General features: G+C 63.0%; 19 protein-coding genes, 1 tRNA gene and 1 pseudogene. 10 read left to right on the top strand and 11 right to left on the bottom strand.

What is annotated here, in order from left to right:
• Positions 1-43: 43 nt before the first annotated feature.
• The gene (locus UW3_RS0115230) at positions 44-850 is read right to left on the bottom strand and encodes an MOSC domain-containing protein (protein WP_010223368.1); all 807 of its coding nucleotides are present in this window, start codon (positions 848-850) and stop codon (positions 44-46) included.
• A gap of 40 nt (positions 851-890) precedes the next feature.
• Positions 891-1,826, bottom strand: coding sequence for a chemotaxis protein CheV (locus UW3_RS0115225; RefSeq protein WP_010223367.1), 936 nt, complete (start codon positions 1,824-1,826; stop codon positions 891-893).
• A gap of 346 nt (positions 1,827-2,172) precedes the next feature.
• On the opposite strand from UW3_RS0115225, the gene UW3_RS0115220 reads away from it, so the two are divergent.
• The 5 genes from UW3_RS0115220 (at position 2,173) to UW3_RS0115200 (ending at position 7,803) form a co-directional block, all read left to right on the top strand.
• The gene (locus UW3_RS0115220; RefSeq protein ID WP_010223366.1) at positions 2,173-2,697 is read left to right on the top strand and encodes a hypothetical protein; all 525 of its coding nucleotides are present in this window, start codon (positions 2,173-2,175) and stop codon (positions 2,695-2,697) included.
• Positions 2,698-3,133: 436 nt separating this feature from the next.
• Positions 3,134-4,024, top strand: a complete 891-nt coding sequence (locus tag UW3_RS0115215; protein WP_010223365.1) for a sensor histidine kinase — start codon at positions 3,134-3,136, stop codon at positions 4,022-4,024.
• Complete coding sequence (locus UW3_RS0115210; protein ID WP_010223364.1) at positions 4,021-4,680, top strand: response regulator; 660 nt, start codon at positions 4,021-4,023, stop codon at positions 4,678-4,680. The genes UW3_RS0115215 and UW3_RS0115210 overlap by 4 nt, the downstream gene beginning before the upstream one ends.
• Before the next feature lie 356 nt (positions 4,681-5,036).
• Positions 5,037-6,491, top strand: coding sequence for a mannose-1-phosphate guanylyltransferase/mannose-6-phosphate isomerase (locus UW3_RS0115205; protein ID WP_010223363.1), 1,455 nt, complete (start codon positions 5,037-5,039; stop codon positions 6,489-6,491).
• 64 nt (positions 6,492-6,555) lie between these two features.
• Positions 6,556-7,803, top strand: coding sequence for a glycosyltransferase family 4 protein (locus tag UW3_RS0115200; RefSeq protein ID WP_010223362.1), 1,248 nt, complete (start codon positions 6,556-6,558; stop codon positions 7,801-7,803).
• Here the strand turns inward: UW3_RS0115200 and UW3_RS0115195 are convergent.
• Positions 7,792-8,994: a molybdopterin molybdotransferase MoeA gene (locus tag UW3_RS0115195; protein ID WP_010223361.1), complete on the bottom strand. Its 1,203-nt coding sequence runs from the start codon at positions 8,992-8,994 to the stop codon at positions 7,792-7,794. The two genes, UW3_RS0115200 and UW3_RS0115195, sit on opposite strands and share 12 nt — an antisense overlap.
• 7 nt (positions 8,995-9,001) lie before the next feature.
• Positions 9,002-9,541, bottom strand: a complete 540-nt coding sequence (gene moaB, locus UW3_RS0115190) for a molybdenum cofactor biosynthesis protein B (RefSeq protein WP_010223360.1) — start codon at positions 9,539-9,541, stop codon at positions 9,002-9,004.
• A 197-nt stretch (positions 9,542-9,738) separates the two neighbouring features.
• On the opposite strand from moaB, the gene UW3_RS0115185 reads away from it, so the two are divergent.
• The 3 genes from UW3_RS0115185 to UW3_RS0115175 all read left to right on the top strand — a co-directional run bounded on the left by UW3_RS0115185 (position 9,739) and on the right by UW3_RS0115175 (position 10,607).
• Positions 9,739-9,960 (top strand): YgdI/YgdR family lipoprotein, encoded by a 222-nt coding sequence (locus tag UW3_RS0115185; RefSeq protein ID WP_010223359.1) that lies wholly within the window; start codon positions 9,739-9,741, stop codon positions 9,958-9,960.
• Between the two features lie 64 nt (positions 9,961-10,024).
• Positions 10,025-10,101, top strand: a tRNA-Pro gene (locus UW3_RS0115180).
• Between the two features lie 131 nt (positions 10,102-10,232).
• Positions 10,233-10,607 (top strand): hypothetical protein, encoded by a 375-nt coding sequence (locus UW3_RS0115175; RefSeq protein WP_010223358.1) that lies wholly within the window; start codon positions 10,233-10,235, stop codon positions 10,605-10,607.
• 83 nt (positions 10,608-10,690) lie between these two features.
• Here UW3_RS0115175 and mqo read toward each other — a convergent pair whose 3' ends face one another.
• The 4 genes and pseudogenes from mqo to UW3_RS0115160 all read right to left on the bottom strand — a co-directional run bounded on the left by mqo (position 10,691) and on the right by UW3_RS0115160 (position 16,261).
• Complete coding sequence (gene mqo, locus UW3_RS0115170) at positions 10,691-12,289, bottom strand: malate dehydrogenase (quinone) (protein WP_010223357.1); 1,599 nt, start codon at positions 12,287-12,289, stop codon at positions 10,691-10,693.
• Between the two features lie 373 nt (positions 12,290-12,662).
• Positions 12,663-13,367 carry a methyl-accepting chemotaxis protein gene (locus tag UW3_RS30250; RefSeq protein WP_414867393.1) on the bottom strand — a complete coding sequence of 235 codons (705 nt, stop codon included), beginning with the start codon at positions 13,365-13,367 and terminating at the stop codon, positions 12,663-12,665.
• A gap of 228 nt (positions 13,368-13,595) precedes the next feature.
• A pseudogene (locus UW3_RS30245) lies at positions 13,596-13,706 on the bottom strand (hypothetical protein); the annotation flags it as partial.
• Between the two features lie 782 nt (positions 13,707-14,488).
• Complete coding sequence (locus tag UW3_RS0115160) at positions 14,489-16,261, bottom strand: ABC transporter transmembrane domain-containing protein (RefSeq protein ID WP_010223355.1); 1,773 nt, start codon at positions 16,259-16,261, stop codon at positions 14,489-14,491.
• 276 nt (positions 16,262-16,537) lie between these two features.
• On the opposite strand from UW3_RS0115160, the gene UW3_RS28995 reads away from it, so the two are divergent.
• A complete protein-coding gene (locus UW3_RS28995) occupies positions 16,538-16,711 on the top strand; it encodes a PA1571 family protein (RefSeq protein ID WP_010223354.1) in 174 nt (57 codons plus the stop codon).
• 53 nt (positions 16,712-16,764) lie between these two features.
• On the opposite strand, the gene pdxB is transcribed toward UW3_RS28995, so the two are convergent.
• Complete coding sequence (gene pdxB / locus UW3_RS0115150; protein ID WP_010223353.1) at positions 16,765-17,907, bottom strand: 4-phosphoerythronate dehydrogenase PdxB; 1,143 nt, start codon at positions 17,905-17,907, stop codon at positions 16,765-16,767.
• A gap of 143 nt (positions 17,908-18,050) precedes the next feature.
• Here pdxB and UW3_RS0115145 point away from each other — a divergent pair, with 143 nt between their 5' ends.
• Positions 18,051-19,448 carry an MATE family efflux transporter gene (locus UW3_RS0115145; protein WP_010223352.1) on the top strand — a complete coding sequence of 466 codons (1,398 nt, stop codon included), beginning with the start codon at positions 18,051-18,053 and terminating at the stop codon, positions 19,446-19,448.
• Here the strand turns inward: UW3_RS0115145 and tusA are convergent.
• On the bottom strand, positions 19,445-19,687 hold the full coding sequence (gene tusA, locus UW3_RS0115140; protein WP_010223351.1) for a sulfurtransferase TusA: 243 nt from the start codon (positions 19,685-19,687) through the stop codon (positions 19,445-19,447). The two genes, UW3_RS0115145 and tusA, sit on opposite strands and share 4 nt — an antisense overlap.
• 122 nt (positions 19,688-19,809) lie before the next feature.
• Positions 19,810-20,558 (bottom strand): 23S rRNA (cytidine(2498)-2'-O)-methyltransferase RlmM (gene rlmM, locus UW3_RS27080; RefSeq protein WP_010223350.1); only part of this gene is annotated, 749 nt, incomplete at its 5' end.

Raw genomic sequence — 20,558 nt, 5'->3', positions numbered from 1 at the left:
GGGAGCTGGCGTTGCCAGCGATGCAAGGCAAAGCCTTGCCTGGTTACTCCAGCACCGTCACCGCCATCCCCACCTCAAGCACCCCCGCGCCATCCGCCACCAGGTTCTGGCCAAACAGCACATCCCCCTCCTTCTGCCGATAGGTGCGCAAGGTCGCCAGCGGTTCACGGTCCGGGCTGCGCTCGCCGGTCTGCGGGTCAATGGTGGTCATGATGCAACGCTCGCACGGCTTGAGCACCCGGAACTCGACCGCGCCGATGCGGATCCGCTTCCAGCCATCCTCGGCAAACGCCGCACTGCCCTCCACCACCAGGTTGGGACGAAAGCGCAGCATCTCCAGTGGCCGCCCGACCTTGTCGACCAGGTCATCCAGCGACGCCTGGCCAATCAGCAGCAAGGGAAAACCGTCGGCGAACGCCACGCGGTCGCTGTTCAGACCATAACCATTGGGTAGATAACGCGTGCGTTGCTCTGGCACATGAACCAGGCGCACGTCCTTGTCGATGAACCGACTGAGCCACTGCGCGGCAGCATCGCCGGCATCCGGCACGCGAAAGGTATCGCGCCAGATAGTGACGCCGCGCAGGTCGCTATCGGGCTCCGGCACGCCAACGTGCAGCGCCGGGTAGCCTGGTGCCTGAAGGGTGAGGCTGCCGTCGGCGTTGTGCAAGGCCGCCAGCTGGCTCATCTGCGGGTACATGCGCTGGGTCAGAAAACGCCCATTGTCACGTTCCACCAGCATCCAGCGGCGGTCCCCGCTCAACCCCAGAAGGTCCAGCGAGGAGGTTTGCAGCGCCTCACCGCGCGCTGATTTGAGCGGGTATCGGTACAACGCACTCAGGCGCATCATGACCTGCCTTGTGTCGGTTAAAACCCTAGCTTATACCGACTCAGGCCGTGGCTTCATCCAGCATCAGCCGTTGGCGCACGACATCGACCAGCTTGTCGGGCTGGAACTTGGAGAGGAAGTTGTCGCAGCCGACCTTCTTCACCATCGATTCGTTGAAGCTGCCGGACAACGACGTATGCAGCACCACGTACAGCGAGCGCAGGCGCGGGTCGTTGCGGATCTCGGTGGTCAGGCGGTAGCCGTCCATTTCCGGCATTTCGGCGTCGGTGAAGACCATCAGCAGCTTCTCGCAGACATCCTCGCCAGCGTCGGCCCAGCCCTTGAGCATGCGCAGGGCCTTGAGGCCATCGCTGGCCACGTGCATCTTCACCCCCAGTTGCGACAAGGTGTCACGCAGCTGCGCCAGGGCCACGGTGGAGTCGTCCACCAGCAGCACTTCGCGACCACGGGCACGGCCCAGCAGCGGATCTTCGAGCTTGTCGCGCGACACTTTGGCGCTGTACGGGACGATTTCCGCCAGCACCTTCTCGACGTCGATGATTTCCACCAGTTGCTCGTCGACCTTGCTGATCGCTGTCAGGTAGTGCTGACGACCGGCACTGGTCGGCGGCGGCATGATGGCTTCCCAGTTCATGTTGACGATGCGGTCGACGCCACCGACCAGAAAGGCCTGCACCGAGCGGTTGTACTCGGTGACGATGATGGTGCTGCCCGGGCCCGGCTCCAGCGGGCGCATGCCGATGGCCTGGGACAGGTCGATCACCGGCAGGGTCTGCCCGCGCAAGTTGACCACGCCACAGACGTACGCGTGACGCTGTGGCATCAGGGTCAGCTTGGGCATCTGCAGCACTTCCTGGACCTTGAACACGTTGATCGCGAACAGTTGCCGGCCCGCCAGGCGGAACATCAGGATTTCCAGGCGGTTCTCGCCCACCAGCTGCGTTCTTTGGTCTACCGTGTCGAGAATGCCAGCCATCGAAGAGCCCCCAGGTGTGTCGAAAATGATCCCAATGGCCCTGTATCGGCCGTTTGCCGCAGAGCTTGACCCCTTGAAGAAAATGCTCTGCAGCCCATTGATGTCATTTTACCATCATGCTTTACTGCGCTCACCTCTCCGCTGTCGCAAACGCCCGCAAAGGGTCGTATCGAAAACACCGTATCAGGGAATCCCCTAGTGACAATCGGGTGAGACCTGATGTTCGCAATATCCATTAGCCATTAATGTGACGCCATTCTCATTGCATGAACGGAGTCAGGCTTTTGTCAGCGATCGCCTCATGGTGGCCAGCCCCTGCTCCAGCCTTTCGCGCTGGAGCCAAATGATGGCTAACGACGCACTGCACAACAGCGCCCTGCAGGAATTCCTGATCGACGCCCAGGTGCTGCTGACCAAGGCAGAGGAATGCCTGCTGCACCTGCAACTGATCGATAACGATCCGGATGCCTGCCACTGCCTGAACGACACCCTGGCAACCCTGGTGGAGCGCGCACAGACCCTTGGCCTGGTCGAGGTCGCCGCCTACAGCCAACAGTTGCAAGCGCTGCTGGAGCCGGCACAGGCGCAACCGGCGCTGCAGGGTGAAGCCCTGCAGGCCCTGGAAAGCTGCCTGACCTTGCTGGCCTGGCAACTGGAATTGATCGACCCGCACACCGGCCGCCTGAGCCTGGATACCGAGGAACAGGTGCAACTGCTCGACACCCTGGCCACTGCCCTGAGCCCGCAAACCGCTCTGGCCTGCACCTCTTGCATCGAGACCCAGCACCTCTGCGAACACTCCGAACCGTCCATGACTGCGCCCGCCACCGCGCATGCCAGCGCACTTTCCTCGCCAACCAGGGTCAACTAAGCGGCATAACAACAATGCCCTGGCGAAGATAACCGGCTCCCCGACGAGTGCACACTAAGGTCAAACTTAGTGTATTTTCCGGCGCCTCTAATTATTCGCAAAAAATATTCCGTTTAATTGATATCGGGCAAAATTCCATCCCCACAAACTGATGGCATAGTGCTAGATTCGAAGGCAATCGGAACCGCCGTGCCAGCCCGTAAAATCTGGCTATTCAGTCAGTTATCAGAGTTCGCGACCAATTGTATTTGAAGTGATACCATGCGCGCTGATGAAGTCATGCACCTCACCTGGCGCCCCCAAGACAGAGCACGCCGACTTTCATCGCCGCACCCCAGCGCCGACATTTAAACGTTATTGAAGGCAATTCGACAAAAGCCTCTAGTTTGACCTTTGCAAGGCTTTCAACAGCGATATTTCAGTGGCTTCATTTCCTATGCTCTCAAGCCTCAAGACACTCAAGCGCTGGCGCCCCGGCGCCTCTCTGTTGCGCTGGGCGACCGCCCTGCTGTGCCTGGCCTCGATTGCCGTCAACCTGGCCCTGTACCTGCTTGAGCAACCGTTGCCGGGCGCAGCCCTGGCCCTGCAACTGATCGCCCTGCTGAGCATTGCCTGGCAACTGCGTCAGTGGGCGCGTTCGATTGCCCTGCGCCCGGCGGAACTTGCCGACCGGTTGCTCAAGGTGCAGGAAAGCGAACGCCAGCGCCTGAGCCGCGAACTGCACGATGATATCGGCCAACTGCTGACCGCCGCCAAGCTTCAGGCCGACTGGCTGCAACGTCGTGCCCCGGCTGAGCTGCAGGAGCACTGCAGTACTTTGCGCAGCACCCTGGATGACACCCTGGCCAATGTTCGCGATGTCTCGGCCATCCTCAACCCCCGGCAGTTGGCTAGCCTGGGGCTGGAAGCCAGCCTGCGCGCCCACCTGCTGCGCACCCTGGAGAACACCAATGTGCACTGGAGCCTGGAGTGCCGTCAGCGCCTGGGCGGCATCCCGGAAGACATGGCAATTGCCGCCTTTCGCATCACCCAGGAGGCGGTGACCAACATACTGCGCCATGCCAGGGCCAACAACCTGGTGGTTCGTATCCAGCGCCAGCCCGAAGGCCTGGCACTGTCGATCAGCGATGACGGCCTGGGCTTTCTGCCCGCCAGCAATCCGGCCGACGAAGGCCAACGCGGCATGGCCGGAATGCTCGAGCGTGCCGGCTTGCTCAATGGCACACTGTCAGTCACCAGCCAGCCCGGCCTGGGCACCCAGATCGACGCCCTGTTCCCCTGGCCTCCCCGTACCCTCGAACGCGCCAAGACAAGTAACGCCCCATGACCTGTACATTGTTGTTGGTGGATGACCACTCATTGATCCGCGCAGGTGTTCGCGCACTGGTGTCAGATATACCCGGCTATGCCGTGATCGGCGAAGCCAACGACGGCGGCCAGGTGCCCGAACTGGTCATGCAACTGGACCCGGACATCGTCTTGCTGGATATCTCCATGCGCTGCACCAGCGGCCTGGACGCCTTGAGCCGCTTGCGCGCCCTCGGCTGTCGCAGCAAGGTGTTGATTCTCTCCATGCACACCGATCCGGAGCTGATCATGCAGGCCCTGGAAAGCGGTGCCCACGGCTACCTGCTTAAAGACACCACCGCTACCGAACTTGAGCAGGCGCTGGCCGCGCTGCGTGGCAACGAGCGCTACCTGAGCCCGGCGATCGCCCACACCGTGATCAACCAGGCACTGCTGCGCGCCCAATCAGGCAAGCCGGAAGCAGCCGAAAAGCACAACCTCACCGCCCGCCAACTGGAGATCCTGCGCCTGATCGTGCGCGGCAAATCGACGCGAGAAATCGCCCAGGGCCTGGGCCTGAGCATCAAGACCGTGGAAACCCACCGCTCGCAGATCATGAAACGCCTGCAAATCTACGATGTTGCCGGCCTGGTGCTGTTTGCCGTGCGCGAGCAGATCATCAGCCTGGACGACTGAGCAGCAGTACACCTGGCGCCAGGCGCACACGCAAGGCCGGGGCACAGCACGTGCCCGCCTCCAGCCTGGCGGCCATGACCAATGCCCAGACCCCATTGAGCATCGAGTATCGACGCCTTTTCTGGCGCGCTTTTACTGCATCGCACTTAACGTTTCAGCAGTCATTTGCACACCATTCATACAAATATCATTGAAAGCTTCGCCGCCCAGGCGCATCATTCGACAAATATTTGGCCTTTATGGATGGCGCCAGTGGTAAAAGTCATTTTCTTGACTCATTGCGCAAAAGCCTGCCAGGTTGCCCTGTTTACTTTTGCCGCACTGCCCAGGCAGTGCCCCTGACTCGAGGCTGTGAGATGAGTGTTCTGATCCCTTGCATCATCGCTGGCGGCGCCGGCACCCGCCTGTGGCCGGTATCGCGCGAAACCATGCCCAAGCCGTTCATGCGCCTGCCCGATGGCCAGAGCCTGCTGCAGAAGACCTTCGCCCGCGCCAGTCGGCTGGCCGATGTCGAGCGGGTACTGACAGTGACCAACCGCGAGGTGTTCTTCCGCACCCAAGACGAGTTCCGCCAGTTGAACAAGGCTAACCTGGCCCTGGACTATATCCTTGAACCCTTTGGCCGCAACACCGCTGCCGCCATCGCCGCAGCCGCCCTGCACTGCGCCCGGCTGTATGGTGAGGACGCACAATTGCTGGTGCTGCCGGCCGACCACCTGATCAACGACCTCAGCGCCTTCGACCAGGCTGTCAGCCAGGCCCGTGCGCTGGCCAGCCACGGCTGGCTGACCACATTCGGCCTGCTGCCGACCCGCGCCGAAACCGGATTTGGCTACATCGAAAAGGGCCAGCCACTCGACGCCCATGGCTTCAAGGTCGCACGCTTCGTGGAAAAACCCGATGCCGATACCGCACAGCAGTACCTCGAGGGCGGCCAGCACCTGTGGAATGCCGGGATGTTCTGCATGCGCGTCGATGCCATCCTGCATGAACTGGAACTGCACACCCCGCAACTGCTGGCAGCGGTCAATCGTTGCCTGGCCCAGAGCCCCTGCAAGGAAGGCGCGCGCGAGTGCCAGGTGGAACTGGACCCGGACAGCTTTGCCCAGGTGCCGGACATTTCCATCGACTATGCGGTGATGGAGGTCTCACAACAGGTCGCGGTACTGCCCAGCCAACTGGGCTGGAGCGATATCGGCAGCTGGGAGGCGGTGCGCGAGCTCACGACCGGCGATCACCAGGGCAACCGCTGCACCGGCGAAACCGTGCTGCACGATGTGCGTAACTGCTACATCGACTCACCACGGCGCCTGGTCGGTGCGGTGGGCCTGGATAACCTGATCATCATCGATACCCCCGACGCCCTGCTGATCGCTGACGCAGCCCGCAGCCAGGAGGTCAAGGTGATCGCCCAGCAGCTCAAGCGCCAGGGCCACGATGCCTTCCGCCTGCACCGTACGGTCAACCGCCCCTGGGGCACCTACACCGTGCTCGAGGAAGGCCCACGGTTCAAGATCAAGCGCATCATGGTCCGCCCCGATGCCTCGCTGTCGCTGCAGATGCATCACCACCGCAGCGAGCACTGGATCGTGGTCAGCGGCATGGCTTGCGTGACCAACGGCGAAGAGGAGTTTCTGCTCGACACCAACGAATCGACCTTCATCAAGCCCGGACGGGTGCACCGCCTGACCAACCCCGGGGTGATCGATCTGGTGATGATTGAAGTACAAAGTGGCGAATACCTGGGCGAGGACGACATCGTGCGCTTTACTGATATCTATGGACGCGCCCCGGAGCCAGCCGCAAGCTGATCCCCTTGGCGCGTCCATTTTTATCTGCATGCCGTTACCCGCCTGAACACTGAGGAAAGGGGTCATGCGCATACTCTGGACACTACCCTACCTGCCCTGGCCGACCACCAGCGGCGGTAAAACCCGGCAATACCACCTGCTGCGCAACCTGGCGCAGCGCGGTCATCGCATCACCTTGCTGGTGCAGTCGAAGATCCTCCCCAGCGACGCGGCCCGACAGGCGTTGGAGCCTTTGCTCGAACGCCTGATCGTGCTCCCCAGGCGCCCCTTGCACAGCCCGCTGAACCTGCTGGCGGCGATTTACCCCAGCTACCCGATGCGCGCCAGTATCAATGGCCTGGCGCCGCACCTGCGCCACTGCTTCGAGCAATTGCTGGACGAGCCCTGGGATGTGATCCAGATCGAACACAGCTATAGCTTTCAGCCATTCGAAAAAGCCCTGCAGAGTCGCCGGCTGCCGTTCGTGCTCAGTGAACACAACATCGAATCCGTCAACGGCGCCGCCTGTCACGACCGCTTGCCACTGTGGCTGCGCCCCTTCAATGCCTTCGATCGCTGGCGTTATCGGCGCTGGGAGAACCGTGTGCTCAGCCAGGCCCATGAAGTGGTGGCGGTCAGCCCCACTGACGCCGAGCACATCAGCCAGGTGACCGGTTCTGCGGTGTCGGTGGTGATCAACGGCGTGGACTGCGCGCACTACCAGGACATCCAGCCCTCGCTGCACAGCCAGCGCCTGCTGTTTGTCGGCAACTTCGAGTATGGCGCCAACCTTGAGGCCATCGAATGGGCGCTGGAGGACATTCTGCCGCAAGTCTGGCTGAGCAACCCGGCGGTGCGCCTGGCGGTGGTCGGCCACGCCTTGCCGCCCAGCTGGAAACTGCGCTGGACTGACCCGCGGATCGAATGGATCGGTTACCTGCCTGACCTGCGCGAACTGCAACGCAACTCGGCAATCTTCTTCGCCCCGCTACGCTACGGCGGCGGCTCGAAGATCAAGGTACTGGAAGCCATGGCCGCCGGGCTGCCGGTGGTGACGACGGGCAAAGGTGTGTCCGGCCTGCAAGTGACCCATGGCGAGCACTATCTGGCCAGTGACGATGGCGACCAGCTGGCCCTGATGATTACCCAACTGCTGAACCAGCCCTGGCGCCTGCGCCAGTTGTCGCAAGCGGCCCGGGAGTTTGTCTGCTGCCGGCATGACTGGAGTGTCGCCGCCGCCCAGCTGGAAAGCGTGCATGCACGTCCCAGCCTGCGTGCGCCAAGCAGTGCCACCCTGGTGGACGGCACGCTGCTCAGCCGATCAGCCAAGTAGTTCGCTCAAGGGAATGAACTGGACGATATCGCCTTTGCCCGGGGTCTGGCCCTCACGGACTTCGACCAGCCCCTCGGCCCAGGCAGCACTGCGCAATACACCCGAACTCTGGTTTTTGTAGATCAACGCACTGCCCTGCTCCAGACGCCCGCGCAGGTACTCGCGGCGGCTTCCGGCCTTGGGCCAGTCGAATCCGGCCGGTACCGGGAACTGCAGTGGCGTGACCTCGCTGACGCCCTGGCGGCGCAGCAGGTAAGGCCGGGTCAACAAGCCGAAGGTCACCAGGGTCGAGGCCGGATTGCCAGGCAAGCCGATGACCGGCACGCCTTTGTAATGACCAAAGGTCAGCGGCTTGCCCGGCTTGATCGCCAACTTCCACAACGACAGCTCGCCTTCTTCACGCAGTGCGATGCCCAGGTAATCCGCCTCGCCCACCGAAACGCCACCGGTAGACAGAATCAGATCGACGTCCTGCAACCCGGCCAGGCATTCACGGGTTTTCTCCAGGTCGTCAGCAAGAATGCCTGCATCGATCACTTCGCAGCCCAGGCGTTGCAGCCAGCTGCCAAGCAACCGCCGGTTGCTGTTGTAGATCTGTCCGGGACCGAGGGGCAAGCCGGGCTCGACCAGCTCATCCCCGGTCGACAGCACCGCGACCTTCACCCGCCGCACCACCGTCAGTTCGGCGCAGCCCAGTGACGCGGCCAGGCCCAACTCGATGGGCCCAAGGCGCGTACCGGCGGCCAATACCGCCTCGCCAACCCGGGTCTCCTGGCCTTGCGGGCGAATGTTCTGGCCGACGCGCAGCGGCTCGGTGAAACGCACACGCTGATCGTCCAGCAGCTCGGCGTTTTCCTGCATTTCGACGCAATCGGCCCCCACAGGCAGCGGCGCCCCGGTAAAGATTCGTGCACAGGTGCCCGGCTGCAACGGCTCGGGAGTATGCCCGGCGAATATCCGCTGGCTGACCGGCAACGGCGCGCCAGTCCAGTCGGCCAGGCGCAGGGCGTAGCCGTCCATGGCGCTGTTGGGCCAGGGCGGCAGGTCGAGGCTCGATACCAGCTCGTGGGCCAGCACGCGGCCTTCGGCGGCGGCCAGCGCGACCTGCTCGGTGTCGTTGATTGGCGCGGCTTCGGCCAGCGCGAGCAATTTGGCCAGGGCGTCTTCGACGGGCATCAATGGCGTGTGCATGGGCGTCTCAACCACGGCTTTCGCAGGGCGCAGCCTGCTTGAGGTGGGTGACGAAGTTGCACGGGCGATGACGGGCGTCGAGTTGCTCGGCAAGGATACCGTCCCAACCGGTGCGCACGGCATTGGTCGAGCCCGGCAGGCAGCACACCAGGGTGCCATTGGCCAGGCCGGCCAAGGCGCGGGACTGCACGGTGGAGGTGCCGATATCGGCCAGGGAGATATGGCGAAACAGCTCGCCGAAACCATCGACCTGCTTGTCCAGCAGGCAAGCCACGGCTTCCGGCGTGCTGTCACGCCCGGTGAAGCCGGTACCGCCAGTGATCAGCACCACCTGCACCTGCTCATCGGCGATCCAGGTCGCGACCTGAGCGCGGATCTTGTACAGATCGTCCTTGAGCAGCACCCGCGCAGCGAGGGCGTGGCCGGCCTCGGCCAGGCGGTCGACGAACACCTGGCCGGAGGTGTCGGTTTCCAGGGTGCGGGTATCGCTGACGGTCAGTACGGCAATGTTCAGCGGCACGAAAGGTACATCTGCCTTGGCTTTCATGGGACCTTGAATCCATTGATAGGAACGAATGAGCGGTGTTATATCACAGCCCTGCCCGCCTCGCGCCCGCCACCGGGCCAGGCATTGTGCCCAGTCAATAATGCTGGATTGCCGCTATGCTGCAATCTGCACGGAACTTGCGCAGGCGCCATGCGTCTCAAGAACCATTACGCACCATCCTTTACTGGAGAAACACAATGATTCAACGGACTCTTCCCGCTTTCCTGCTCGCCCTGGGTCTTGGCACCCTGGCCGGCTGCGCTTCGCCAACCGTCATTACCCTGAACGACGGTCGCGAAATCCAGGCGGTCGATACTCCGCAATACGATGAAGACTCGGGCTTCTACGAATTCGAACAGCTGGACGGCAAGCGCACCCGCATCAACAAGGACCAGGTCCGTACCGTCAAGGACCTGTGAGCTGATCGACAAGCCGCTTTCGGGGGCTTGCCGAGGAGAGAATTTTGAGTAATATTTTCTCCATCGGAGTGTAGCGCAGCCAGGTAGCGCGTCTCGTTCGGGACGAGAAGGCCGCAGGTTCGAATCCTGTCTCTCCGACCAGATTACTCAACAAAAAGCCCGCCCTCGTGCGGGCTTTTTCGTGCCCGGCAGACGAGCAGCACTGGCCAGCATTGCACGGCGACGGCGCTACCAGCAGAATGCGCGCCTTTCGAACATTGAGGTTGATTCACATGCGTAAGACTCTTGCCGCCCTGACCCTGGGCCTGCTGTGTGCACAAGGCGCCATGGCCGGCGATGGCCAGACCGCTGTAGGCGGTGGCCTGGGTGGTGTATTGGGTAACGTGGTCGGGCAAAAGCTGGGTGGCAGCACCGGCGCGGCCATTGGTGCCGGTGTCGGTGGTGCAGCGGGCAGCGCCATGGCCGCGAAGAAAGGCAACAAGACCAAGGCAGCCATTGGTGGCGGCCTGGGTTCGGCCGGTGGCTCGCTGGTAGGCGGCAAACTGGGTGGCAGCACCGGCTCGGCGATTGGCGCAGGCTTGGGTGGTGCAGCCGGTGGTGCGCTGGGTAATAACCTGGCGGACAGTCACCGCAAGAAGCGGCACTGATCCAGAACCGGCGATGCTTTTTGAAGGCCTGAAACAAACAACCCCCTGAACAGGGGGTTGTTTGTTTCTACCGTAGCAAATGCTTACAGCGCAGGCTCAGCCTGTACCGCAGCGGCCGCTTCCGGCAGCACCGGAACATACAGCAGGCCCAGACGCGAGCTGCTCCATTCACGGGTCTTGTTGGTCAGCTCAAGGTTGTTGTTGAGCTTCTGGCCATAGGTCGGAACGATTTCCTTCAGCTTGGCCTGCCACTCAGGGGTCTTGATGCGATCCTTGAAGGTCTTTTCCAGCACGGTCAGCATGATCGGCGCAGCGGTCGAGGCACCTGGCGAGGCGCCCAGCAGTGCGGCAATGGTGCCGTCCTGGGCAGCAACGACTTCGGTACCGAACTGCAGGATGCCGCCGTGCTCAGGGTCCTTCTTGATCACCTGGACGCGTTGACCGGCCTGCAGCAGCTTCCAGTCTTCGTTCTTGGCGTTCGGGAAGTACTCGCGCAGGGCCGTCATGCGGTCATCGAAGCTCAGCATCAACTGACCCATCAGGTAGGTGCTCAGGTCGATGTTGTCGATACCGGCGTGGGTCATCGGCATGATGTTGTGGGTAGTCAGCGCCGCGAACATGTCCAGCAGCGAGCCGTTCTTCAGGAACTTGGTCGAGAAGGTGGCAAACGGGCCGAACAGCAGCACTTCCTTGCCGTCGATCACGCGGGTGTCCAGGTGCGGAACCGACATCGGCGGTGCACCGACCGACGCCTTGCCGTACAGCTTGGCCTTGTGACGGGCAACGATGTCCTGGTTGTCGGTCATCAGGAACTGGCCACCGACCGGGAAGCCGGCATAGCCGTCTGCTTCAGGGATGCCCGACTTCTGCAGCAGCTTCAGGGCGCCACCACCGGCACCGATGAAGACGAACTTGGCCTTGATGCTGCTCTCGGCACCCTTGTTGGCCAGGTCAGCGACGACCACAGTCCAGGTGTTGTCGGCATTGCGCACGATGTCGCGCACTTCGTGCTGGACGTGCAGCTTGACGTTGTCGTGCTTGGTCAGCGAGGCGAACAGCTGGCGGGTGATCTCGCCGAAGTTGACGTCGGTACCGATCGGCATGCGGGTGGCGGCGATCTTCTGGTCGGCGGCACGGCCTTCCATCACGATCGGTACCCACTTCTTGATCTGCTCGTGGTCTTCGGAGTACTCCATGCCACGGAACAGCGAGCTGTGCTGCAGGGCTTCATGACGCTTCTTGAGGAACTCGACGTTCTTGTCGCCCCAGACGAAGCTCATGTGCGGCACGTTGTTGATGAACGACTTCGGGTTGCTCAGCACGTTCTGCTCGATCTGGTAGGCCCAGAACTGCTTGGAGATCTCGAACTGCTCGTTGACCCCAACGGCCTTGCTGATATCGATCTTGCCGTCGGCGCCTTCGCTGGTGTAGTTCAGCTCGCAGAAGGCGGAGTGACCGGTACCGGCGTTGTTCCAGGCGTTGGAGCTTTCTTCGGCGACCTTGTCCAGGCGCTCGTAGATGTCGATCGACCAACCGGGTTCCAGCTCATTGAGGTAGGTACCCAGGCTTGCACTCATGATGCCGCCGCCGATCAGCAGCACGTCTACGGTTTTCTCGGGCTCACTGGGCTTGGAGCAACCGATGACACTCAGGCACAGGAGCGTCAGCAGGATTTTTTTCATAGTTCAATCCAATTGAAGTGAAGTAATTGGCAATGACCGCAGGTCCCGTAGTGCACGCCCGGATTCTTGTTGTTGCTCGCGCAGTCCAAGGCTCAGCGTAGCTGGTGCTCAGGCAGTCGGCCGGATGCACAGGCAATGGATGGCGGCTGGGGTTGTTCGATGGATCGGGAACGGTCGTCACGCCAGACACGGGGCAAGGCCGCCGCTGTCAGGGTGGGTCGCCTTAAAGCAGGAAACGGGCCAACTTTCACAAGACCAACGGCTAATAGCTAGGACGAGTCGTCGCACCCCAACTTTAACGGTTTAGCTGGCGACAATCCGCCACATTGCCAGGCTACGGACGCTGGATGTGGCGGATTTCCCCCTTCGCTGCTCAAGCACTCAGGCGTGCGGTGACTTCGCCAAGCTGCCCGGACAGCCCATGCAAATGCTGGCCGGCCTGCTCGGTCTGCTGCACGGCCTGCTGGTTGGTGGTGGCGATGCGGGTGATTTCCACCAGGTTGCGGGAGATATCCTCGGCAACGCTGGTTTGCTCTTCGGCGGCCGTGGCAATCTGCCGGTTCATATCGCGAATGGCCTCCACCGCCACGGTGATGCGCTGCAGCATCTGCCCGGCCTGCTGCACCTGTTCGGCCCCCTCCTCGCTGCGCCGCTGGCCGCTTTCGATGGCCTTGACCGCGTCCACCGCGCCGGACTGCACGGCACTGATGATCTGGTTGATTTCGGCAATGGAGGACGCTGTACGCTGGGCCAGGCTGCGCACTTCATCGGCGACCACGGCAAAGCCGCGCCCGGCCTCCCCGGCCCGCGCCGCCTCAATGGCAGCATTGAGCGCCAACAGGTTGGTCTGCTCGGCAATACCGCGAATCACTTCCAGGACCTTGCCAATGCGCCCGCTATCGGCTTGCAGATGACGAATCACCACGGCGGTGCCGGCGATTTCCTGGTTGACCACGGCAATGGTGTCGATGGTCTGCTGCATCACCTGCTCGCCGGCCTGGGCGCTGTGATCGGCTTCATCGGCGGCACGCGCGGCGTCGGCGGCATGGCGGGCAACTTCCTGGGCGGTCGCGGACATTTCATGCATCGCCGTGGCGACCTGGTCGGTACGCTGGAACTGATCGTCGGTGCCGCGCGCCATGTTGCCGGCAATGCCGCGCAATTCACCGCTGGCGCTTTCCAGCTCACCGGCGTTGCGCTGCAGGCGGCTGAAGGTGTCGGCAAGAAAGTCGCGCAGGGTATTGGCCGCCACTGCCAGCCGCCCCAGCTCATCCCGACGCTCACTGGCGACCCGGGCCTCGAAGCGCCCTTGGCTCAGTTGCGCGACATAGTCGATCAAGCTGCGGATCGGCTCGATCAGGCTGCGGTTGACCAGCCACAGGCTGAACAGGCCGACCAGCACGGCCGAGCCGAACATCACCAGCAGCCCCAGCCAGACGGTGCGCTCAGCCGACTGGCTGATGGCCTGGGCGCGCGCCTGGGCATCAGTGCGCAGTTGCGTGACCAGCGCGCTCATCTGTTCGCTGGCGGCGCGGTCGACGCCTTTAACCGCCTGGTCGCCGACCGCAGGATCAGCACCCGCGGCCAGAAACGCCTGACGCCCTTGTGCGTATGCCTGGCCCAACTGCCGGTGACTGTCCTTGAGCTGCTCGGCGCGGGCCTTGAGCGGCTGCTCGCTGTGCTCGATCAACTGGTCAAGGATGCCTTGCACCTGCTGCTCGCGCGCCAAGAACTGCTGCCAGTACTTGTCCAGCTCGGTGGGCTGCTTGCCGCGCAGCAGCACGTTCTTCCATTCCTGGACCTGAACCTTGAACTGCAGGTTGGCCTCATCGATCAACTGCGACGCCTGCAACGGCCCGTCGATCAATTGCCCATAGCCACGCACGCTGGAGGACAACAATTGAAAACACACCAGGGCGATCAGCAGAATCGCCAGCAGGCTGCCGCCGAGCAAGGCGAGGATTTGTACTCTGAGGGATGTACGCAACATCGGAAGAAGTCCCGAAACAAGGAATGAGGACGCGACGCACGTGGCGTCGACCCGGCAAAGACCTCCCTGTCCTTGTTCTTTGGCCGCTGACGGCAGGCCAAAAAAAAGCTGCCATCGATCGATAGCAGCCAGGTTCAAGCATTACGCAACAGCTGGAGCAGATAGTCTCAAGGCATTGCTACAGAATTGTGACAGTCTGTAGGAGGCCGTCACAAATCCGTCATGGTGTTGAACTGCAACGCCGCCAGCCGCGCATACAAGGGGCTCTCGGCAATCAACTGGCGATGACTGCCGATCGCCACCAACCGGCCCTGGTCGATCACCGCAATGCGATCAGCATGCTGCACCGTGGCCAGGCGATGGGCGATCACCAGGGTGGTGCGCCCGCTCATCAAGGTCGGCAGCGCTTGCTGGATCAGGTGCTCGCTCTGGGCATCGAGGGCGCTGGTGGCTTCATCGAGCAACAGGATCGGTGCATCCATCAGCAACGCCCGGGCAATCGCCAGGCGCTGGCGCTGACCACCCGACAATCCGAGGCCAGCATCCCCCAGATGGGTCTGATAACCCTTGGGCAACTGCAGGATGAATTCATGGGCATGGGCACTGCGGGCCGCGGCCTGGACCTGCTCGACGGTGGCATCGGCCCGCCCGTAGCGGATGTTGTCTTCCACCGTCCCAAAAAACAGCGCCGGGTTTTGCGCCACCAGGGCGAAGTGGCGGCGCAGGTCCTGGGGATCCAGGCGACTGATATCCTGGCCATCGAGCCGGATGCACCCTTGCTGCGGGTCATAAAAACGCAGCAGCAGGTCGAACAGCGTCGACTTGCCCGCCCCCGACGGGCCGACCAGGGCCAGGGTTTCGCCGGGCTCGACCGTCAGGCTCAAGCCATCGATGGCGGGCGGCGTCGGCCGTGACGGATAGGCAAAACCCACGGCCTGCAACTCGACCCGCCCGCTGGCCCGCGCAGCCGTACGCTGCAGGCCTTGCGCCGGCGCAACAATCTCGCTGCGCGCCGCCAGCAGCTCGGCAATCCGCTCGGCCGCCCCTGCGGCACGCTGCAGCTCACCGATCACTTCGCTCAAGGTACCAAAAGCACTGCCGACGATCAGGCTGTAGAACACGAAAGCGGCCAGTTCACCCCCGGAAATGCGCCCGGCGATCACATCCATGCCACCGACCCAGAGCATCACCCCGACCGCGCCAAGCACCAACACGATCACCAAGGTGATCAGCCAGGCGCGCTGGAGGATGCGCTGGCGTGCCACAGCGAAGGCCGCCTCGACCGTCGTGGCGAATCGCTGCTGGTCACTGGCCTGATGGTTGTAGGCCTGCACGGTCTTGATCTGGCCGAGGGTTTCGGCCACGTAACTGCCAACATCGGCCACCCGGTCCTGGCTTTGCCGCGACAGGCTGCGCACCCGCCGGCCGAAGATCAGGATCGGCGCCAGCACCAGCGGCAAGGCCAGCACCACGATACTGGTGAGCTTGGGGTTGGTGACAAACAGCAGGACGATCCCGCCCAGCACCATCAAGGCATTGCGCAGGAACAACGACAGCGACGAGCCGATCACCGACTGCAGCAAGGTGGTATCGGCGGTCAGCCGCGACTGGATTTCCGAGCTGCGGTTGTTTTCGAAAAAGCCCGGGTGCAGGTCGATCAGGTGGTCGAACACCTGCTGGCGGATATCGGCCACGCAACGCTCGCCAATCCAGGACACCAGGTAAAAGCGGCTGAAGGTGCCGATCGCCAGGGCCAGCACCAATAGCAGGAACAGGCCGATGGACTGATTGAGCAGGTGCGGCGAGCGGGTCATGAAGCCCTGGTCGACCAACAGGCGGATGCCCTGGCCCATGGACAGGGTAATCGCCGCGGTGACTATCAGCGCCAGCAAGGCCAGCAGCACCTGCTTGCGGTAAGGACGGATGAAGCGCCACCCCAGGCGCATGGCCTGGCGCTGGCGGGGAGAAAACCGGTTGAGCATGGAGTACGCCGCTTGTCTGCTGTTTGCGCCAGCCTACACCGGACCGCTCGTCCAGCGCCAAGGAACTCCCGGTAATGGCAGGCGTCGGAACCAGAACCTGGGCATATAAGACCCAGGGCGCAGCGGGCTAGACCGTTTCGGTCTAAAGTACCACTGGAGGTTTACTCACCTTTCTGGTGGAGTGGACAGGTCGCACAGTGATAAACGAAAGAGCTGTCACAGGCCGGTCACGAGGCGATTCTAGTCTGAGCTTGCAACCTGATGAGGAGACAGGAAATGAGCTTGCAACAAGGCAATACCCAGGAAAAACCCGTGCCTAACCCGCAGGCATCGGTAGGCGGCACGATCATCGACAAGGATGGTAAAGAAATTATCATCACCGAAGAGATGATCCAGCATGCCTGCGAGGAGCTGGAAAAAAGCCGGGTAGAACTCGCCAAGAAAGACTGACCCACCCGAATTCTTCAACCCGGCGCACGCGCCGGGTTTTTATTGCCCGCGATTCAGACCAGCACTGCGCCCAGGGCGCGGGCCATCTGCGCCAACTGCGGCGCCTGGCCGTGCAAGCGCACGGCCAGACCTTCGATCTCGCGACGCGGCGGGTAGTGTTTGCGCAGGCGGTCGAAGGCGGCCTTCTGCTGAGCCGGGTCGCGGCTCAAACTACGGCGAAAGTCAGCATCGTCGCGGCGCGGGTCGTACACTGCGCGGCACAGGGTGGCCAGGGCCCAGGCCGGATCGGTCTCGGCCTGCAAGGCGATTTCGGCCAGCCACGGCTGCGGTAGCAGGTCGGCCAGTTGCACCCGCTCAGGTTCGCCGCGCCAAGCGCAGAACGCCTGATAGATCTGCGCCGTGCCGCGTTGCTTGCCGTCCAGGCTGTAGCCGGCAATATGCGGGGTGGCAATCACGCAGAGGTCGGCCAGGGCCAGGTCGACCTGGGGCTCACCTTCCCAGACATCAAGCACCGCCTGGATATCATCGCGCTCGCGCAGTAGCTGGCGCAGGGCCTGGTTGTCGACCACCGGGCCACGGCTGGCATTGATCAACCAGGCGCCGGGGCGCAGGCAGGCCAGTTGCTCCTGGCCAAGCAGGTGCCAGGTCGGCAGCTCGCCGCCGCGGGTCAGCGGGGTATGCAGGCTGATCACATCGCACTGTTCAAGCACCTGCTCCAGGCTCACGTAGTCGCCGCCTTCGCGCGCCTGACGCGGCGGATCACACACCAGCACCTGCCAGCCCAGGCCACGCAGCACCTCGACCAGGCGCCCACCGACTTCACCGGCCCCCACCACCCCATAGGTACGCGCAGACAAGCTGGCGCCGTCGAGTTCGGCCAGGGTCAGCAGGCTGCCGAGCACATAATCGACCACCCCACGGGCGTTGCAACCCGGCGCGCTGGACCAGTGAATACCGGCCTCGGCGAAGTAGTCCAGGGCCAGGTGATCGGTGCCGATGGTGCAGGTGCCGACAAACTTCACCTGGCTGCCTTCGAGCAAGGCCCGGTCGACCTGGGTCACCGAACGCACCAGCAGCACGTCGGCGTCCTTCACGCAGGCGGCATCGATAGCGCGCCCGGGATAACGGCGGATCTCGCCGAAGCCGGCAAAGAAGGCATCGAGCAGCGGGATATTCTCGTCAGCAACAATCAGCATGGCGCTCTCCTATCGGGGTGCGCAGTGTAGGCCGATACGGGTGGACTGATCCACAGGCAGGCAAGGTTTCCTGACTGCCGCGTCAAGGCGTAGACTAGCCGGCTTTGCCCATCTTTTATGTGGACGCCTGCCTTGTGACACCGATGACTGCCGATACCCCAACCCCTGCCCTGTCGCGTCCGGCGCGGGTCCGCACCGAGCTGCGCGGCCTGCTGATGCTGGCCACGCCAATCATCATTGCCCAGCTGGCGACCACCGCCATGGGCTTTGTCGATGCGGTGATGGCTGGCCGGGTCAGCCCGCGCGACCTGGCAGCCGTGGCCCTGGGCAACTCGATCTGGATCCCGGTGTACCTGCTGATGACCGGCACCCTGCTGGCGACCACGCCCAAGGTTGCCCAGCGCTATGGTGCCGGCCAGCATGCCGAGATCGGCCCGCTGGTGCGTCAGGCGTTGTGGCTGGCGCTGAGCGTTGGCCTGATTGCCAGCGGCCTGTTGCTCAGCGCCGAACCGATCCTGCAGGTGATGAAAGTCGACCCGCAACTGGTGGCGCCGAGCATGGGCTATTTGCAAGGCATTGCCTTCGGCTTCCCCGGCGTCGCCCTTTATTACGTGCTGCGCTGCTATAGCGATGCCCTGGGCCGGACCCGGCCAAGCATGGTCATCGGCCTGTCCGGCCTGCTGCTGAACATTCCACTGAACTATGTGCTGATCTACGGCCATCTGGGCCTGCCGGCCCTGGGCGGCGTCGGTTGCGGCTGGGCCAGTGGCATTGTCATGTGGTTCATGGCCCTGAGCATGGCCGCCTGGACCCGCTGGGCCCCGGCCTATGCCCAAAGCCGGGTGCTGGTGCGCTGCGACAAGCCGCAGTGGCCGGTGATCAAGCGCCTGATCGGCGTCGGTCTGCCGATCGGTATCGCAGTATTCGCCGAGTCGAGCATCTTCGCGGTGATTGCCTTGCTGATCGGCAGCCTCGGCCCGACCGTGGTCGCCGGGCACCAGATTGCCCTGAACATCAGCTCGCTGCTGTTCATGATTCCGTATTCACTGGGGATGGCGGTGACCGTGCGGGTTGGCCAGGCGGTTGGCGCCGGGTTGCCACGCCAGGCGCGCTTCGCCGCCCTGGTCGGCCTGGGCGCGGCGCTGGTGTTCGCCTGCTTCTCGGCCAGCTTGATCCTGCTGATGCGCGAGCCGATCGCCTCGATCTACACCCCGGATACGGCAGTGATCCAGATTGCCGCGATGCTCATCGTGTATGCCGCGCTGTATCAGTTCTCCGATGCCATCCAGGTGATCGCCGCCGGTGCCCTGCGCGGCTACCAGGACACCCGGGTGACCATGATCCTGACCCTGTTCGCCTACTGGGGCATTGGCTTGCCGGTGGGTTATGTATTGGGCCTGACCGACCTGTTCGGCCCGGCCAGCGGCCCCAACGGCCTGTGGGAAGGCCTGATTGCCGGGCTCACCTGCGCGGCGCTGATGCTGGCGATTCGATTGGCGCGCAGCAGCGCCAAGCACATTCGCCGGGCTGAAAAGCGTTAGTCGAGCTTCTTGCGGATCCAGTACAGGTAGGTGCCCGCGTCTTCCTGCTGCTGGACCAGTTCGTGGTCCAGGAACACACAGAACTTGGGGATATCGCGACGGGTCGAGGGATCGGTGGCGATCACCTTGAGCAGGCCACCGGCGGCCAGGTCGCGGATGTGCTGGTGCAGCATCATCACCGGCTCCGGGCAGTTGAGGCCGGTGGCGTCGAGGATGGCATCTGGGGTCAGGTCAGTCATGTAGAACTCCGGAAACAATCAGCTATTATCGCTCATGCACACGGCAGGGTCATCTTCGCTGGGCTGATCGCCGGCAACGCCGGCTCCCACAGGTTTTGCAGCCACCCTTGCCAGCGATGGCCTCACCGCGGTTTCAGATCCAGGCGGCGCAAGTGGCAGGTCACTTCTTCGCGGTCGTGATACAGCTGCTTGCAGCCAATCGACACCTTGACCTTGCGCGCCTTGAAGCCTTCCTCGATGCGTTCGAGCAAGCGCCGCACTTCGGCATAGCGCTGCTTCATCGGCAACTTGAGGTTGACCACCGCCTCCCGGCACAGGCCTTCACCCAGCCAGGTTTCCAGCAAGGCAGCACTGCGCGCCGGCTTCTCGACGATATCGCAGACCATCCAGTCCACGGTTTGCTTGGGCTTGTAGGTAAAGCCGTCGGCCATCAGGTGCTGGACCAGGCCGGTGTCCATCAGGCTTTCGGCCATGGGACCGTTGTCGATGGCGGTCACCAGCATGCCGCGCTTGACCAGTTGATAGGTCCAGCCACCCGGCGCCGCGCCGAGGTCGACCCCGGTCATGTCATCGGACAGCCGTGCATCCCACTGGTCGCGCGGGATGAAGTGGTGCCAGGCCTCTTCCAGCTTCAGGGTCGAACGGCTCGGTGCTTCGCGGGGGAATTTCAGGCGCGGAATGCCCATCGGCCACATCGCCGAGTTGTCCGCCGCCGCCAGGCCGACAAACACCCGCCGGCCGCTGACGAAGGTCAGTAGCAAACGTGGCTTGTGTGCATCCTCAACCAGGCGCCCCGCCTTGCTCAGGGCTTTGCGCAGCGGCACTTCGAACTTGCGGCAAAAGGTCGAAAGCTCTTTGCCGTCGTTGGTGT

This window comes from Pseudomonas donghuensis, assembly GCF_000259195.1.
Taxonomy (GTDB): Bacteria; Pseudomonadota; Gammaproteobacteria; order Pseudomonadales; family Pseudomonadaceae; genus Aquipseudomonas; species Aquipseudomonas donghuensis.
This window is presented reverse-complemented; position numbering and strand designations above follow the sequence as displayed.